The organism is Parachlamydia sp., assembly GCF_050255895.1.
In the GTDB taxonomy this organism is placed as follows: Bacteria; Chlamydiota; Chlamydiia; order Chlamydiales; family Parachlamydiaceae; genus Parachlamydia; species Parachlamydia acanthamoebae.
Map to the genome: position 1 here is coordinate 1 of NZ_JBFWIR010000025.1, position 17152 is coordinate 17152.

At 40.2% G+C, this 17152-nt stretch carries 16 protein-coding genes; 10 read left to right on the plus strand and 6 right to left on the minus strand.

Translation table 11 applies throughout. The features are described from left to right. On the plus strand, positions 1-1601 hold a 1601-nt coding region (locus AB7E63_RS05840; protein ID WP_428418945.1), incomplete at its 5' end, for an autotransporter outer membrane beta-barrel domain-containing protein. 330 nt (positions 1602-1931) lie between these two features. Here the strand turns inward: AB7E63_RS05840 and AB7E63_RS05845 are convergent. Both AB7E63_RS05845 and AB7E63_RS05850 read right to left on the minus strand, forming a co-directional pair. Beyond that, positions 1932-2252, minus strand: coding sequence for a hypothetical protein (locus AB7E63_RS05845; RefSeq protein WP_006340404.1), 321 nt, complete (start codon positions 2250-2252; stop codon positions 1932-1934). A 21-nt stretch (positions 2253-2273) separates the two neighbouring features. Beyond that, on the minus strand, positions 2274-2540 hold the full coding sequence (locus AB7E63_RS05850) for a hypothetical protein (RefSeq protein WP_013924702.1): 267 nt from the start codon (positions 2538-2540) through the stop codon (positions 2274-2276). A 172-nt stretch (positions 2541-2712) separates the two neighbouring features. Here AB7E63_RS05850 and AB7E63_RS05855 point away from each other — a divergent pair, with 172 nt between their 5' ends. The 6 genes from AB7E63_RS05855 (at position 2713) to AB7E63_RS05880 (ending at position 9239) form a co-directional block, all read left to right on the plus strand. Beyond that, complete coding sequence (locus AB7E63_RS05855) at positions 2713-3390, plus strand: DUF5752 family protein (RefSeq protein WP_006340402.1); 678 nt, start codon at positions 2713-2715, stop codon at positions 3388-3390. After that, complete coding sequence (locus tag AB7E63_RS05860) at positions 3387-4649, plus strand: glycosyltransferase (protein ID WP_006340401.1); 1263 nt, start codon at positions 3387-3389, stop codon at positions 4647-4649. Before AB7E63_RS05855 ends, AB7E63_RS05860 begins: the two co-directional genes overlap by 4 nt. After that, positions 4646-5413 (plus strand): trehalose-phosphatase, encoded by a 768-nt coding sequence (gene otsB, locus AB7E63_RS05865; protein ID WP_006340400.1) that lies wholly within the window; start codon positions 4646-4648, stop codon positions 5411-5413. Before AB7E63_RS05860 ends, otsB begins: the two co-directional genes overlap by 4 nt. Positions 5414-5420: 7 nt before the next feature. Continuing rightward, positions 5421-6917: an alpha,alpha-trehalose-phosphate synthase (UDP-forming) gene (locus AB7E63_RS05870; protein ID WP_428418949.1), complete on the plus strand. Its 1497-nt coding sequence runs from the start codon at positions 5421-5423 to the stop codon at positions 6915-6917. A 515-nt stretch (positions 6918-7432) separates the two neighbouring features. Then, a complete protein-coding gene (locus tag AB7E63_RS05875) occupies positions 7433-8239 on the plus strand; it encodes a hypothetical protein (RefSeq protein ID WP_006340397.1) in 807 nt (268 codons plus the stop codon). 34 nt (positions 8240-8273) lie between these two features. Further along, on the plus strand, positions 8274-9239 hold the full coding sequence (locus AB7E63_RS05880) for an Lpg1974 family pore-forming outer membrane protein (RefSeq protein WP_428418951.1): 966 nt from the start codon (positions 8274-8276) through the stop codon (positions 9237-9239). Positions 9240-9385: 146 nt separating this feature from the next. Here AB7E63_RS05880 and lpxD read toward each other — a convergent pair whose 3' ends face one another. The 4 genes from lpxD to recR all read right to left on the minus strand — a co-directional run bounded on the left by lpxD (position 9386) and on the right by recR (position 14269). Next, positions 9386-10459, minus strand: coding sequence for a UDP-3-O-(3-hydroxymyristoyl)glucosamine N-acyltransferase (gene lpxD / locus AB7E63_RS05885; protein WP_006340395.1), 1074 nt, complete (start codon positions 10457-10459; stop codon positions 9386-9388). Positions 10460-10533: 74 nt separating this feature from the next. Continuing rightward, entirely contained in the window at positions 10534-11127 is a 594-nt protein-coding gene (locus AB7E63_RS05890; RefSeq protein WP_006340394.1) for an OmpH family outer membrane protein, read from the minus strand. 33 nt (positions 11128-11160) lie between these two features. Further along, positions 11161-13512 carry an outer membrane protein assembly factor BamA gene (bamA, locus tag AB7E63_RS05895; protein WP_006340393.1) on the minus strand — a complete coding sequence of 784 codons (2352 nt, stop codon included), beginning with the start codon at positions 13510-13512 and terminating at the stop codon, positions 11161-11163. 154 nt (positions 13513-13666) lie between these two features. Next, positions 13667-14269, minus strand: coding sequence for a recombination mediator RecR (gene recR, locus AB7E63_RS05900; protein WP_006340392.1), 603 nt, complete (start codon positions 14267-14269; stop codon positions 13667-13669). A gap of 143 nt (positions 14270-14412) precedes the next feature. Between recR and AB7E63_RS05905 the strand changes: the two genes are divergently transcribed. From AB7E63_RS05905 to fabG, 3 genes are read left to right on the plus strand one after another with little or no spacing between them, the layout of a single operon-like run. Beyond that, positions 14413-15408 (plus strand): beta-ketoacyl-ACP synthase III, encoded by a 996-nt coding sequence (locus AB7E63_RS05905; protein WP_006340391.1) that lies wholly within the window; start codon positions 14413-14415, stop codon positions 15406-15408. Between the two features lie 20 nt (positions 15409-15428). Further along, on the plus strand, positions 15429-16361 hold the full coding sequence (gene fabD, locus AB7E63_RS05910; RefSeq protein WP_006340390.1) for an ACP S-malonyltransferase: 933 nt from the start codon (positions 15429-15431) through the stop codon (positions 16359-16361). A 14-nt stretch (positions 16362-16375) separates the two neighbouring features. Next, on the plus strand, positions 16376-17128 hold the full coding sequence (fabG, locus tag AB7E63_RS05915) for a 3-oxoacyl-[acyl-carrier-protein] reductase (protein ID WP_006340389.1): 753 nt from the start codon (positions 16376-16378) through the stop codon (positions 17126-17128). Positions 17129-17152: the final 24 nt, after the last annotated feature.

Consider the following 17152-nt stretch of genomic DNA (forward strand, 5'->3'; position numbering starts at 1 on the left):
CTTTTCAACTAGTCTTAGGCGCGAATAATGCGAATTCTGTCATTGATGGAATCATCAATGGAATCGGAGGCAGCCTCATCAAAAATGGATCGGGAACATTAACTCTCAACGGAAGCAATTCTTTTACTGGTAGCACCAATATTCTGGGCGGAACTTTAAACGGCTCAGGATCTGTTGACGGGGATTTAAACATTTTCAGTGGTGCAACTTTTGCTCCAGGAAATCAAGCGATTGGGACTTTTAATGTGGGAGGAAACTACACACAAAACGCAGGAAGCATACTTGAAGCTTCTGTTGATGGAACTGGACAAAGTAACTTAGTGCATGCACAAGGCATGGCTAACATCAATGGTACCTTACAAATTCATTCTCCAGATGGACTGTATCGTGTGGGCACGCCTTACCTCATTGTGCATGGAAATGAGGGTAGGACTGGCACATTTTCCAGCAGCAGTGTGGATAACCCTTATTTTTTACCTTCTTTAGAATATGACGCCACAAACGTCTTTTTGACTTTGACAACAGATTTTAGCAACTTTACAGCTAACCAAAACCAAGGCAATGTGGCGAATCAAATTGATCAAATTACTCAACCTGATCTCTCAAAACAAATTTTAATTAATAGTTTAGCGGCATTACCCACAATTCAACTTCAAAGCAGCCTAGCTCAATTCAGCGGAGCTCAATATGTGAGTTTGATACAATCCTGTCAGTTTTCTAATCACCGTTTAATCCGACGTCTAAATGCTTTAAACTTGCTTTTACCTGGTTGCTGTGACTGTGCATCTCCTCTCAACTTTTGGGCACAGTTTGGTGCTGGCCGAGCATTTGTTTCTAATTCTCGTCGTGCGCTAGGCCTAAAGTCTAGTGCCTGGAATATTAATCTGGGTGCCTTTAAATGTTTTAACTCTAACATAACCATCGGGTTGTCAATAGATTATGAATTCACTCGCTTGAATTTCAATCTAGGAGGAGATGCTAAGTATCATCTCACTAAAGGAATCTTGTTCGCCATCTACCAAAATCCTTTATTTTACACCTCTATTGATTTGATCGGCGGGGGTGGCCACTGTCAAGTAAAACGACTTGCTTATGTAGGAAATAAACGCTTGCGCCCAAGATCAAAACCGTTCCTTTCAAATGGAACAGCCTACTTTGAATTAGGCAAAACATTCTGCTTCAGTCAATTCGCCTGCCAACCTTTTCTGGGATTAGATTCGAGCAATTTCTGGCAAACACAAGTATCTGAACGCCATGGACAAGTCTTGAATTTAAAAATTCACAACAAAGACTTTTATGCTTTGGACTCCCTTTTAGGATTTCATTCGGCCGGAAATTTTTATGGGATAGAAATTGAAACGAGTGTGGATTGGCGCCATACCCTCACCCATTCAAAAAATGATATCCGCTTGCATTTCAAAAATTTTGGGGGTTCTTTTAGGAGTCAAGGGACAAAACTCTGCCGTAATTCTGTGGAAGGTTTTCTACAGGCAGGGAAATGGTTACTCCCCTTCATGCAAATTTATGGACAATTATCTGGAGAAAAAGGTTCTCATTTTTCGGACTATCAAGCAAGTGTAGGCCTTGATGCGATTTATTGATTTGATAACTGTCGATTATCCCAAAACTGATGGATCGCAAGATTAGATGTTGAATGAAAAAACTAAAGCCACTTAATATAGCAAGGACAATTCCGATTATCTCTAAATCTTTTTCTTCATATGTATTCCCTATGATTGTGACAAGTATCCCTATGAGCATACTGTACATCCGGCTATAGCAAATGATACCTTCTTCTAGAACTAAGCTTTCTACTAAGGAAAAAGATTGAATCTGATCGATCAAGGGCAGTTATTTGCATAATCTTATTTGTCTGAATAAAAGTGAATTCTATTGATTATACGAAGGCAGGTGCAATACCTGCCCAAAGACTAAACTTGATTAGCAAATTTTGAATAAACAGCTGAAACTGTTTGATGAGGGCCATTTATTTTCATATTGATGGGCTCTGCTCTGGGAATTTTAGAATAGACATATGCAGTGCATGCGACTAATGATAAAATTCCAAGGCCAATTATCATAATTCCTGCGGAAATAAAATCATCGTTATCACTTTGAATTCCAACGTGAAGACTAGTTAATCCACCCGCTAATAGAAGGGTAACGGATGCAATCCCACATTTCATGTTTCCTTTTTCTTCGACATAATGATGTGTGTAATGTCCCTCAAGCACAGGTTGAAGAGCTGTCATACTAACCCCTAATATATTTGATTAAATTTCTTCTAAATGGATGACAGAAACTGGACGTTCTGTCCAACAATTTGTCTGTATGACTGTAAAACAAGCAATCCCTAAAATTGCAAGCGCGCATCCTGTTATCTTAAGATTTTGATCATCTAAAATAGCTCCGGTCGCTGCAATAGAAATACCAGTAAAAAAAGCTACTCCACTCATACATATGCTTGTAATTTTACGTTGGCTATGTGTTTCTGTAAAAATACTTAAATCTTCTATTCTATTATTAGGTCCGATAAGCATCGTAATCTCTTAGGGTTTAATTTATTGAAATGAAACATATACATTTTGTAATGCTTGAAAGCAAGTAAATTTCAACTAGCTATTTATAAATAAAAAAATAATTAAACAGATAAATTGAAAATTAAATCTATAAATAGTAGATAAAAACTATGACTATGATTAGAGGCGTTCAATGAATTTCAATAACCCTTTTTTTATTAAAAACTGTGCAATCGCAACGATTGCTACGGGTGACAAAGCGAATTCTCTTTCAGAATTGCGCGATAAGTTATTAACTATTAGTCATGATAGTATTTATTACCATTTTTGGAGCCGCAGACTTTTTTCCCAATTTACACATCCTGAATATCCCAATGACTTTTCGCTATGGTCACATCTAAGTTTACATGACGAATACTTAGCTGAGCGACTTAGTATATTAGATCCCACAGACTACGAGAATTTAGAAGATCTTCGTGCTGATCTCATTGATATTATTGAACAGCGCTTAGAAGAAATTCCTCCCGTTGCCTGGGTACAGCGCGGCGATCCCTTTCATTTTATCCGTTCATCCTTAATCGTTTTTGAAACCCCTTACCGGATTGATACTCCATTCGATCTTCCGCAGATGATTCAAAATTTGTCCCCAAACAATATCTTTTATCATTTTATCGATGCGCGTTCACGCACAGAGTCTCGCAGCGACGATTTTAGCACTTGGTTACGTCAGTTTGGCGATGATTTTTTACCCCTCATTGAAAAAATCGAAGCAATCGATCCCTATTTTTTATCTCTTTCCGACTTAAATAATGAGCTGCTGAGTGCCGTTCAAGAGTACTTTAAAACACATCAGCAAGGGGATAAAAAATGACCTCCCAAATTCTAGAAAAGTATGAAGCTGTTGTTGGATCAGAAATTATTAACGAATTACAACAAATAGCTGATCTTTTAAAACACATAAAAATTCTGCACATTAATTCCACACGCTATGGAGGAGGTGTTGCGGAGATCCTTGAAATGATGGTTCAACTAACAAATGCGCTTGGCATTGAAACAAATTGGGAGGTCATGCAGGGTACTTCAGAATTTTTCCAATGCACTAAATTATTTCACAATGGATTACAAGGAGACAAACACTTAATTGTAAAACCTGAATTATTAAAGGCTTATCAAAGTGTGAATGAAGAAAATGCAGCTCATTTAATGCAACGAGTTGAAGAAGCCGACGTTATTTTTATCCATGATCCACAGCCTGCTGCCCTCATTAACGCCTTTCCTAAGCGTAAAAATAAATGGATCTGGCGTTGTCATATTGACTTGTCCTCCCCTCATCGAATAATTTGGAAATTTTTGCGTAATTATGTTCGTCATTATGATGCAAGCATATTTTCATTAAAAGATTTTGCACAGCCTCTTCCACATCCTATCTACCTAATTCCTCCTAGCATCGATCCATTGAGCGATAAAAATGCAGATCTGCCAGAGGAAGAAATCTCCCAAATTTATTCCCGATTTAATATAGACCCAAATCGTCCCATTATCTTGCAAGTTTCACGATTTGATCAGTTTAAGGATCCTCTTGGAGTCATAAGTTCTTTTCGGTTGGCCAAAAGGTTTAAGCACAATATTCAACTTCTACTAGCAGGGGGTGGAGCTCCAGATGATCCTGAAGGAGAAGCTGTTTTAGAGGCTGTAAAGAAAGAAGCTGCAAAAGATCCAGATATCCATATCCTTTTTTTGCCCTCAGATTCACATCGCACGATTAATGCCTTACAACGAGCTTCTACACTCATTATGCAAAAGTCAATCAGAGAAGGATTTGGACTGACTGTCACAGAAGCCCTATGGAAAAGTAAACCTGTCATTGGGGGAAATACCGGGGGCATTCGCTTACAAGTTGTAAATAATTACAACGGATTTCTTGTAAATACTCCGGAGGGAGCTGCGCTTCGCACTCGTTTTCTCCTTCAAAATCCTGCTATGATTCATGAATTTGGAAAGAATGGTCATCAATTTGTACGGAATCATTTTTTGATTACAAGACATCTACGTGATTATCTGAGTGTCATTATTTCCTTGTTGCATCCTCATGATGGAAGAATCGATTTATCTAAAATGAGAACATCATGAATGTACTTGAACGTTTTTTTTCAGAATTATCTGCAAAAAAAAAGTGTCTTTTTCTTTTAGATTACGATGGCACTTTAGCTCCACTTTTGGCTGATAGGTCTCAAGCATTTCCCTATGAAGGTGTTAAAGAGCGACTGCAAGATTTAAGTGACTACAAAAATTATCGCATGGTGATCATAAGTGGACGTAGTTTGGAAGATTTAGAGAGATTCTTAAAGTCGATTGATCCCAGACTCGAACTTTGGGGATCTCATGGGCTTGAACATCTCAACCAAAGTGGACAAAGAAAATGTGAACCTATTGACCCAAGTATCCAGGAAGGCTTGCAAAAAGCTTTAGAAGCTTGTTTGCTGTACTGTCCTTCTCAGCGTTGCGAAATCAAACCCTTTGGTATTGCATTTCACTGGCGAGGGATTGATGAAAAGGCTAGGGAAAAAATAAAACAGGTCATCCTTCCTGATTGGGAAAAGATCACGCAAGCTTATCCTCTGCATATTTATCAATTTGATGGGGGTTTAGAACTCAAACCTAGGGATCGAAACAAAGGAGACGTTGTCAAAGAACTCCTGCAAAATACACCATCAGACGTACCTGTTGTTTACATGGGTGATGATCAAACGGATGAGGATGCATTTAAGGTCCTAGGAGAAAGAGGGCTCAAAGTTCTTGTTAGAAAAGAATTTCGTCCTACTTTAGCCGATGTTCACCTAGTTCCACCGGAAGAATTACTTACTTTTTTTGATCGTTGCAAATCAATGGCATAGGTTTAATATGTATGATAATCTTGTGAGTAGTCGCTTAATGATCGTTTCCAATCGTTTACCGGTCGTTTTTTCACGGGAAGATGGAAAACTAAAATCAAGCCCTGGTTCTGGAGGACTTGTCACTGCTCTAGCCCCTGTATTAAAAAATCGGGGAGGGATTTGGGTGGGTTGGCCTGGATTTGTTGAAGGTGACGAACAAGAAGTGATCCAAGAAATGAATAAATCCCAGAAAGAGGTCGGCTTTTCCTTTTCCCCCGTTTTTCTGACAAAAGAAGATGTTGATTTATACTACAACGGCTTTGCAAATGAAGTGATTTGGCCTCTCTTCCATGATTTACAGTCGGATTGCCGCTTTGATCCAAAATATTGGACAAAAGCTCAAGAGGTCACACACAAATTTGCACTTGCAGTTCAAAAGAAACATAAGAAAAATGACTTTACTTGGGTGCATGATTACCATTTGATTCTTTTAGGTGGAGAGCTTCGTAAATTAAATATTACATCCAAGCTGGCCTTTTTTTTACACATCCCCTTTCCTGCCCCAGATATCTTTTTGAAACTCCCTTGGCGCTTCCAGATTCTACGTGCATTATTGGAATATGACTTGATCGGATTCCAAACCATGCAAGATCAAAAAAACTTTGTCCACTGCTTGCGAAAGCTTCTTCCAGATATCAATCTTACAAGTTCACGTGGCTTACATTTTTGCGAGCTCGGAGAGCGAGAGATTCGAATTGGCTCCTTTCCTATCAGTATTGACTTTAATGCATTTTCAAAATCCGCAGCTAAAAAAGAAATTGCCAATCACGCAAAGATCAGCCACGAAAAGTTGAGTGGGCAAAAGATTATTTTTTCATTGGACCGCTTGGATATCACAAAAGGCATTCCCTATCGATTGGAAGCGATTCGAGATTTGCTTAAACATCATCCAGAACTTCATGCAAAAATTACCTTTATTCAAGTCGTCATTCCTAGCCGAACAGATATTCCTAAGTATCAGAATCTAAAAAACGAAGTAGATCGTTTAGTCGGAGAAATTAATAGCCAATTTACCCAAGCAGGTTGGGTACCGATTGAATATCTATTTCGCCCTCTCACACAACAAGAACTGCTTGCTTTTTATCGCACTTCCGAAATAGTCCTAGTAACACCAGTTAGAGATGGAATGAATCTTGTCTCAAAAGAATTTGTAGCTTCAAATGTGGAAGAAAACGGCGTTTTGATTTTGAGTGAATTTGCCGGGGCAGCTGCTCAATTTCAACATGAAGCCTTTTTAGTTAACCCTTATGACATTGAAGGACTATCAAAAGCGATTTTTGATGCCTTGCAACTTCCTAAAGAAGAACGAAAAAAAAGAATGAAAAAAATGCGCAGAAATACAAAACGACATGATATTTTTCGATGGGTGCGCCTCTATTTAAGAGCCGCATTTTCAAAAGACCTTCAAGATTTTCCTGTTATTCAAGAATATGTGCCCACGGAAAATCCACCTGAACAAACTTAATTATCTGATTGATTGTTCTCTAGCTCTTCCAAGCTAGTACTTATTAATCTTACATGCTTGTTAATAAAAATGAGCATAAAATCTTTACTATTAGAATGAAAAACTCTCACAACTTAGCCTTTTCAACACCTAGATTTTTGTGATCATTCTTTCTTCAATTTCAAATGAGACTTTTTTACATTTTCTGTTGATCATATAAATCTCATCAGTTTTGTAATCCATCAAGAAACAGCCTAAAATCCCTTTTCCCATTTATTTTTTGCTACAAAAAACTAGACAGAAGAATATCCGTGCAAATTCAGTAAAATGGCTTCAATAATGGTTTTATATTTCTATTAAAAGAAAAAATTCAAAAGGATACGCTACCATATTAGATGCTAACAATAAGTATTTTAAAAAAAAGACATTCAATAATCTCAGCCAAATAGATGCTTATCCATTATTTTTTTTGTAAAAAAAATAATATGTATGATTCAATCGATTTGAAAAATTATTAAGATATGAAGAGGAAATTCATGATTTTACGCATACTCATCTTAGCGCTGACATTTGCTATCCCTTTATCTGCAATCGAAGAAAATAAAGTGATTGCTAGTACTACAGATCTCACACCCAACAATAAAAGTTGTGTTGGATGCAATAGCTGCCGTCAAAAACCTTCTGCAGCCGAATTGTTGCAATCCATACATACGATTCTAAATAATGAGATATTACTCCTACCACAACTGCAACCACAACTTGTGCAACTATTACAACAGATTGTGAATGAGGGTGGAATAGGAATTGTAGGTCCTCAAGGACCTACGGGCCCTAGTGGGCCTGCAGGTGCTACGGGAGCTACTGGCGCTGCAGGAGCAACAGGAGCTACCGGTGCAGCAGGAGGTGTACTAGACTTTGCAGATTTTTATGCATTGATGCCCCCAGATAACGCTGCGACCGTTGCGGCTGGAGGAGATGTTGATTTTCCAAATGATGGACCTTCGAGCGGCACAGGTTTAATTGCGCGTATTGGTGCTGATACGTTTAATTTGGCAGAAATTGGTTTTTACCAAGTCTTATTTCAAGTGAGTGTAGCTGAAGCTGGCCAGCTGGTCCTAACCCTTAATTCGGGAGCCGGAGCTCTTGAGCTGCCTTATACAGTTGTGGGGCGTGCAACAGGTACTTCCCAAATAGTAGGAATGGCTCTTCTGGAAACAACTGTTATTAATTCCATACTCACTGTACGTAATCCTGCTTCAGAAAGTACAGCATTAACTATAACTCCTTTGGCAGGTGGAACAGAGCCAGTTTCTGCACATCTAGTTATTACACGAATCAAATAGTCATTAAAGTAGGAAATATCGTATGACATACTTCATGAGAAAGATATATGTAGCAGTAACTCTCTTGTCGATTACTTCATTGGGTTATGCCAACGAAGATTATGATAATTCGCTGACCTGTGGAGAAAATGAGAACGACTTTTGCTGCGAACCTATTAGTTGTGGCCTCGGGTTCATCAGTGCTGATCTATTATATTGGAGAGCTTTCGAAAGTGGGCTTGATGCTTGCGTTCCTGGACAAGTTTCCGACATTGTGACATCGGACGGAAAAGTGGTTTCTAGATTCAAAGGAAGGGGTCGAGACCCTCACTTTGATTGGAATCCAGGTTTTCGAATCGCTGCCGGTTATGAACTGCCTTGCAGCGACTTAGATATAGCAGCATCTTGGACGTATTTTCATTCTCGTTCGCATGGCCCGAGAAATCATGGAAATAAAATTCGATGGAATCTCAATTTTGATGCTGTAGATGTTGTAGCTGGCTATGAATCAGATTTCGGTGCATGTTTTGCTCTGAGACCTTTTGGGGGATTGCGTGGAGCATGGATCGATCAAAAGCTACGCATACATGGGACTTCCAATTCAGCAAGTTCTTCTGTAACAAATGACCTGCTTGAGGCCAAAACAAAGAATAAAGAAAATTTCTGGGGAGTAGGTCCTTTAATAGGTCTTGGAGCAGACTGGAACATCGGATGTGGTTTTAGCTTATATACAAGCGCCTCTATAGCTTGGTTATATGGAAACATTGATGTAAGACTTAGAGAAGCTGATGAGACTGTAGATACGGTTAACCTTTGCAGGGTAAAAAAACGTCTCGATGCTAATCTAGCGGTTGCTGATGCTGCATTGGGCATTCGCTGGCAAACATGTTTTTGCAGAAATACTCGATTAATTTTACAGCTAGGCTTAGAGCACCACCGTTATTTTGATTACAACCGAATTGGCGGTTATGGTGATCTTTGCTTTGATGGATTCAATTTTTCTGCTGGGCTTGAGTTTTAAGCCCTATCTTTCATAAAAACTTGATCTGAATAGAGAGAAGTTTTTGTAACGTAGTTGACGATTCGATTTGGTTCATGATTCCACGTGAACCAAATCCTCCTTTTAGGTTTACAAATCCGTGCCTATGGAGACATTCATCTATAAAATTAACTATTGGAATGATTTCTCTCAAGCTCTTCTAGTTTTTTTTCAAGCTTTTCAATGCGCTCCAAATACTTGCCAATATTACGGGCTTGGACAGATTGGCGGTTATGCTCGGACAGTGAAAGAGCTGGAAATCCCCCATATTTTCCGGGCTTCATCAAGGATTTAGTCACACCTGATTTAGCGGCGATAATCACGCCTGAAACAATCTCTAAGTGTCCTCCAATAGCCGCTTGTCCTCCAATGACAACATGATTCCCAATCTTTGTCGAACCCGCAATTCCTGTTTGAGCGACAACTAAACAATGTGCTCCAATTGTGACACCATGGGCAATTTGGACTGCATTGTTAATTTTGGATCCTTTTCCCACGCGCGTTTCCTTAAATCGTGCTCGATCAATTGTGACATTCGATCCAATTTCCACATCATCTTCAATCACCACAATTCCAATTTGATTAAGCTTGGTATGTTGGCCTCTGGCATCGGTCGTATAGCCAAAACCGCATGCACCAATAACCGCTCCTGGCTGCAAAATCACGCGGTTTCCAATTTGACATCTTTCCCGAACTGTCACGTTTGGATAAAAGAAACAATCATCTCCGATAAAAGAATGTGGGCCAATATAGCACCCCGCCCCTATAGCCGTATTATCACCAATTTGAGCTCCATGGTCAATTACAGCATGAGGTCCAATCGTTACGTTGTCTCCAATAACTGCCGTTTCATGTACAACTGCCGTGGAGTGGATTCCAAAAAAGCCGGATTGACCTTTACTTTCTTCAAAAAAGGCTTCAACCGTTTTTTGAAAGGCACGAGAAGGATCTTCTACAATTAGAACATTGCGATTTTCATCATACGCACTATCGTCCGAAATAAAAACAACCCCTGCTTTCGATTTACGCATAGCTTCATCATAGCGAGCAGTCGTATACTTAGGCTTTGATAAAAAAGAGGCGTCATTTTCCCCCGCAGTCACAAGATCAGCCACACCTGTTATGAGATGTTGTGGATTCCCCACAAGCTTCGCTTGAGTCATTTCGGCTAGTTCTGCGAGGGTAAATGCTTTTTGGATCATAAGAAAAACCTGGTATGAAGGGAGTACTGAATGTTTAAGAGAGAACATGGTTACCCATGTTCTCTATGAAGACTTTAGTTTGTAGCAGAAGCTTTGATATCTGCTTCAGACATTTTATCAATGAGATCGATTACTTTATCAGTTAGGTCAAACTCTGGTTTATAGAAGAAGCTGCTTTCTTCATTTAAAACGATGTCTACACCCACTTCTTTTGCAACAGTTTCGGACGCTTTAGCAATTAGCTCTTGCAATTGTTGGACAATCTTCATGTTTGTCTGGCTAAGTGCTTGGTAGTACTGGTTTTGATACTGGGTGATCTCTTGATTAAGTGTACGATACTTATGCTTGAGTTCATTTTCAGCTTCATTAGAAAGGCTATCTACATAGTCCGGATCGCTAAGCTTAGCAGCAATTTCGTTTAAGCTTTTTTCTTTTTCTTGTAGAGAGTTTTCCATCTGTTTTTTCAAAGATTCAAAAACAGTTTGTTCGTGCTTTCCAATTTTAGATTTTTCGATACACACTTTAAAATTTACAACTGCAATTTTAGCTGTTTTATCAAAACTTGTTCCAGAAGTCGCATCTTGTGTTGCAGGAGCCGCGGCGCAAAGGATAAATCCGATTGAACCTGCCATCAACATTTTTACTAAAGCTAGACGGATGTTTTTCATATATGTTCTCCATAAGTTCTAAATCAAAATTTCTTAGAATTGTCCACCAATTGTCAGGAAGAAGCGCTTAACTTCACTACGATTTTTCGCATTCAGTGGGAAACCCATACCAATTGTTAAAGGTGGTCCACTGGCTAGCACTTTAAGACGCGTACCAATACCCACAGAGGTATATAGCCCTCCAAAGTCCCAGGTATTTCCAGAAAGATAACCGCCATCACAGAAGATAAATCCTTCAATACGACTGTTATAGGCATGTGCATATTCCGCTGAGTAAAGTTGCAAGGATAGACCCCCACGAGGATCGCCATCGTTAAATTGTGGACCTAAGCGATAAGAGCGATAACCACGAATGGTACTATTTCCGCCAAGGTACAGTTTTTCATCGAGTGGCAAAGTTTCTTCTGAGGTATGCCCAAAAGGTTGAATAAAGCGAAAGTCTGCACGGAATTTTAATACACCGCTCTTTTCAACAGGAATGTAATAAGAGTTGATGTAAGCTAAAGAACCGAAATGGTGACGCCCGCCTAACCCGGCAACTTCAATATCCAAACGTGATTTGAAACCACGACGAGGATAAGTTGGGCTGTCTGAAGAATCGTAGATAAACGAGCTTCCTACAGCTGAAATAATTCCACCGTTTTTAGCTTCTCTTCTTAAAGTTGGAGAGACATCATCCGAATCATCTAAATGCACATGGGAATCACGCAAACGGTAGTGTACACCTGTTCGCAAGAAATCATTCACGTTATAAACGGCATGTGCTACGAATTGGGAAGCATCGATCGAATAATCACTTGATAAATAACGGTTGCTGGAGCGCTCGATATCAAATCCGACTGTCCAAGGAGTATCCATAAAGAAAGGCTTTGCCCAAGATAGGGAATAGCTTCTGCTTTTGGATCCGATGGTGGCGTTCAAGTTCAGCAATTCGCCTCCCCCTCTTAATCCTCCATAACCTGTGCGGAAAATGTTTCTAAGACCTTTGTAGCTAAAGTTGTTTTCTGTAACGCTAACGTTCCCGAAAAGACTTTCAATAGTACTATATCCAACAGCCAAACCAAAACGACCAGTGCTTGTTTCTTCCACTTCAATATGCAGATCTCTGAAGTTCTCGCCTAACTCACATGTTTGGGATTTGACAGCATAGACGTTGACATTTTGGAAGTACCCAATGTTCCTTAATCTTTCTTCCGTCAAATTCATTTTATCGACGTTGAAGACTTGCCCTGGCACTAAAAGTGTCTCATGCAAAATCACACGTGTTTCTGTCGAACAGTTTCCGAGAACTTTAATTAAACCGACAAAATATTGATTTCCTTCATGAATTTTAAGATGTAGGGAATACGAGCAGTTGTCAGGATCTAAGCGAGGCTCATAATCAACGTAAGCTTCAATGTATCCACGGCGACCGTAGTAGTTCGCAATGTTTTTAACTGTTGAAACGATCGCTTCAGGAGAATATTGCATCCCCTCTTCAAAAGTTAATAAACAACTAATTTGTTCATCTGAGAAGAGAGTGTTTCCTTCAAAGGTAACATTTCCAAAATGATAGCAACGTCCTTTTGTGGCTGTAATTAAAATGATAATTCGATCTTTCTGCGTAGCTTCATCGATTTGAATATCCACACTGGCATCTGCATACCCTCTATTTTGCAAGTAATTCAAAATCTGGTACTGATCATGCTGCATGGCCTCTTCTCGATAGGTTCCTTGCTCTGTCAACCAACTGGTAAAAAAGGAATATTCCTTTGTCACCATTTGTTCCATCAGCTCAGCTTCTTCTTCAGGGGTGAAGTTGCAGAATCGAATCGTTTTGATTTTACCTGCGCGCCCTTCTTGGATATTGATGTCAATTTCCACCTCATTTGCCACTTCATTCCAATTCACGAAATAGTCGAGTTGTGCTTCAAAAAATCCTTGTTTCACGTAGTACGCTTTAAGCGCCTGAAAGGCTTTGTTAAAAGCGAGCCGATCAAAGACGGTAAAAGGTTTAATTTTTAATTCGTTTTGCAAAGTATCGGTCGCAACTCTTTCATTTCCCGCCCAACGGATAATCCGAATATTTGGCTTTGGCCATACTTTTAAAACTAAGCGAATTTTTTTATCACTTGGCTCCAAAACAGGCTCAACATGATCAAATTCGGTAGCTAATAATTTCAAATCTTGGTCGAAGGAAGTATGCGAAAAAACATCGTTTTCTTTTGTTTTTAAACGGGCTTTGATGGCATTTTCATCGATCGGTTGCACACTTTTTTGACTGCCGTTGATAATTTGTATTTTTTCAATAACCTGGCCTTCATATTGGTATGTATTGGCAGAAAGTCCAAAGCATTGAAGAAGAAAAACGGTGAGAATTAATAAAGTATTCTGGAATTGTTTCATTATAGATCCTTTGTGATACACCTTGTGCGCTCTCAGATTAAATGAACGGAAATCGAACGCTAAGGAGGAATGATGATAGAGAATCCCGCACAATAATTGCAACTTTTACTCGTGACTGAAATTTGCAACTGGGTTGCAAATTTCAAAATATTGCCTAAAAACTGGCCCTTCCCGAAAAAGCGCGCGCTAAAGTTCCACCATCCACGTAATCCAATGAGCTGCCAACAGGTAACCCATAAGCTAGCCGCGAGACTTGCACGGGTAAAGTCCCCAATTCTCTTTTGATGTACAAAGCTGTCGCATCGCCTTCTAACGTTGAACCTAATGCAATCACGACTTCATGAATCTGATGGATTTCGATTCTTCCCTTTAAAGATGCAAGCGATAGACGTTCAGGACCAAATCCATCCAGAGGAGAAAGAAGCCCGCCTAACACATGATATAATCCTTTATATTCCCGGGTTTCTTCAATCGAAAACACATCACGGGGTGAAGAGATCACGCATAGAATTTGAGAGGCTTGCCGAACAAGATCATCACAAAAAGGGCACCCACCAGCTTCTTCTTTTAAACAACCACACGCGGAACAAGCTTGAATTTTTTCTGGCACTTGAGACAATATAGTGCCAAACTCCCTTAATTTCTCCTCATCCCATTCCATTAATTGAAAGGCAAACCGCTCGGCACTTCTCGCTCCTACCCCAGGCAATTTTTTTAAGACCTGGATGAGTTTAATCAGATGAGATGGATAGCGCATATTTAATTTTCTCACTTTTATTAATGATGTTTTAGGATAAATCGTATCAGATTAATGAAATCCACTCAAAACTTCTTTCTTTAAAATTAAATCGTTGTTTGATACAGTGTTAGGTTTAAAAATTTGTTTTGGAGTCTTATTCAATGACAGTTCAAAAAAGGGCGCGCATTATAGGTCTTGGTTCTTATTTGCCCGAACGCATTTTGAGTAACTTCGATTTAGAAAAAATCGTCGATACGAATGATGAATGGATCTCATCCCGCACAGGGATGAAAGAAAGGCGCATTGCCGCCCCCGATGAATTTGCTTCAGATATGGGAAGAGAAGCAGCTTTAAAAGCCCTGCAAAAAAGTGGTGTAGCAGCAGAAGAAATCGATATCATTTTAGTAGCTACCACAACACCCGATTACATGATGCCAACTACCGCCAACCTCATTCAAGCTCAAATTGGGGCAAAAAAAGCCGCGGCGGTTGATTTTCATGCAGCATGCACAGGCTTTCTTTACGGCTTATCTTTAGCTAAAGCTTATATCGAATCCGGGATGTACCGGAATGTTTTGCTCATCGCAACTGAAAAAATGACTGCCTTTGTGGACTACACAGATCGAAACACCTGCATTCTTTTTGGAGATGGAGCAGCTGCTGCGGTTATATCTGGCCAAGGGGAAGGCCTTCTAATCGGAGATGTTTGCCTAGGCTCTGATGGTGATCAAGCGCATTTAATTACACTTCTTGGAGGAGGCACACGCCACCCTTGTTCACAAGAATCCTTAAAGGGAGGATTGCATTACTTCCGCATGCTAGGCAAAGAAGTGTTTAAACATGCTGTGCGTCGCATGACTGCTGCCGCCGAAACATGCATTAGCCGAGCAAGCCTACAACCCGATCAAATTGAATGGCTCATTCCCCATCAAGCGAATGAACGGATTATTGATGCCGTAGGAAAAAACTTTGCTATCCCAACAGAAAAAATCTACAAAACCGTGCATAAATATGGAAATACTTCCGCTCCAAGCGCTGCCATAGCCCTTGATGAGCTCATGCAAGAACATCCCATTCAAGAAAATCAAAATCTTTTAATGGTTGCTTTTGGGGCAGGCTTAACATGGGGAGCCACCATATTGACTAAGTGCCTATAATAACGGGGAGAAATAATCATATGTCAAAAAAAATCGCCTTTATTTTTCCTGGACAAGGTTCACAATATCCTGGCATGGGAAAAGAGTTTGTCGAAACATTTCCCCTTGCTAAGCAAATCTTTGAGGAAGCTGACGACCGGTTAAAAAGAAAACTTTCAGCATTGATTTTGCAAGGACCCGAAGCTGAACTTACTGAAACAAAAAACAGTCAAGTCGCTATTTACGTCACAAGCTACGCCATTTTACGCTGCGTACAACACGAATTCCCTCACTTGTATCCCACTTATTGCGCAGGACTCAGTTTAGGGGAATACACAGCTGCAACGGCGGCAGGCAAAATCTCATTTGCAGACGGTTTAACACTTGTCCAATCCCGTGGCCAGTTTATGAATGACGCCTGTGAAAAAACAGCGGGGACAATGGCTGTTGTGCTCGGATTAGATGCTGATACAGTCGAAGATCTGGTAAACGCTCTAAATCTTCCCCATGACCTGTGGGTAGCAAACTACAATTGCCCTGGGCAAGTGGTGATTTCAGGAACCCTCAAAGGGATTGAAGAAGGATCTGCAGCAGCCAAAGCCAAGGGAGCAAAACGAATTCTCCCTCTTCAGGTACACGGAGCTTTTCATAGCGGTCTGATGCGCGAAGCTGAAGAACGGCTTGCCGAACATGTACAGCAGGCATCCTTTACAGATAGTCCCGTTCCTCTCGTGATGAATGTCACAGGAACTTCTGCAAATGACCTCGAAGAAATTCGCTCTAACTTAATTAAACAAGTCACCCATTCTGTTCGTTGGCAACAAGGGATTGAACACATTTGCAAACAAGGAATCGATCAATTTATTGAATTTGGCTGCGGCAAAACATTGGCTGGCTTTAATAAACGGATAGGCGTTCTCGCCCCTACATTGTCGATTGAAACTCTTGCAGATTTAAAACATTTAGCGGAATGAACAAGGAACTCTCTATGATTACTTTATCTCCTGCATCCATAGCCCTTGTGACTGGCGGCAACGCGGGAATTGGCAAAGCAATTGCCCAAAACTTAGCACAAGCTGGGGCCACAGTCATTATTTTCGGTACCAATGCAGAACGAGGACAAGCGGCTGTCGGTGAAATTAACGCTTTAACAGGAAAACCATCCACAACTTTTTTTCAAGTTAATGTGGCCAATACAGCTGAGGTTGACCAAGCCATCCAAACGATTTTAGCACAATTTGGACATGTGGATATCCTCGTCAACAATGCGGGTATCACACGTGATGGCTTACTCATGAAGATGAGTGAAGCGGATTGGGATGAGGTAATGGACACCAACGTTAAGTCCTGCTACAACCTTTGCAAAGCTCTTGCTCGCACAATGATTAAAACGCGAAAGGGAAAAATCATCAATATCAGCTCTGTTATTGGCTTGACAGGAAATGCTGGACAAGTGAATTATGCATCTTCCAAAGCCGCATTGATCGGATTTACAAAAGCCTTAGCAAAGGAACTTGCTCCCCGCAACATTTGCGTAAATTGCATCGCTCCTGGGTTTATTGAAACACGTATGACAGATGTGATGACAGAGACCCAAAGAAAATCTATTTTAGACTCCATTCCTTTGGGTCGCATGGGGTCACCTGAAGATATTGCGCAAGCCACTCTGTACCTCGCATCCCCTGCATCCGACTACATGACAGGCCAGGTTCTCGTGGTCGATGGCGGAATGGTCATGTAAGGCAAAAATTATTATGAACTCCTA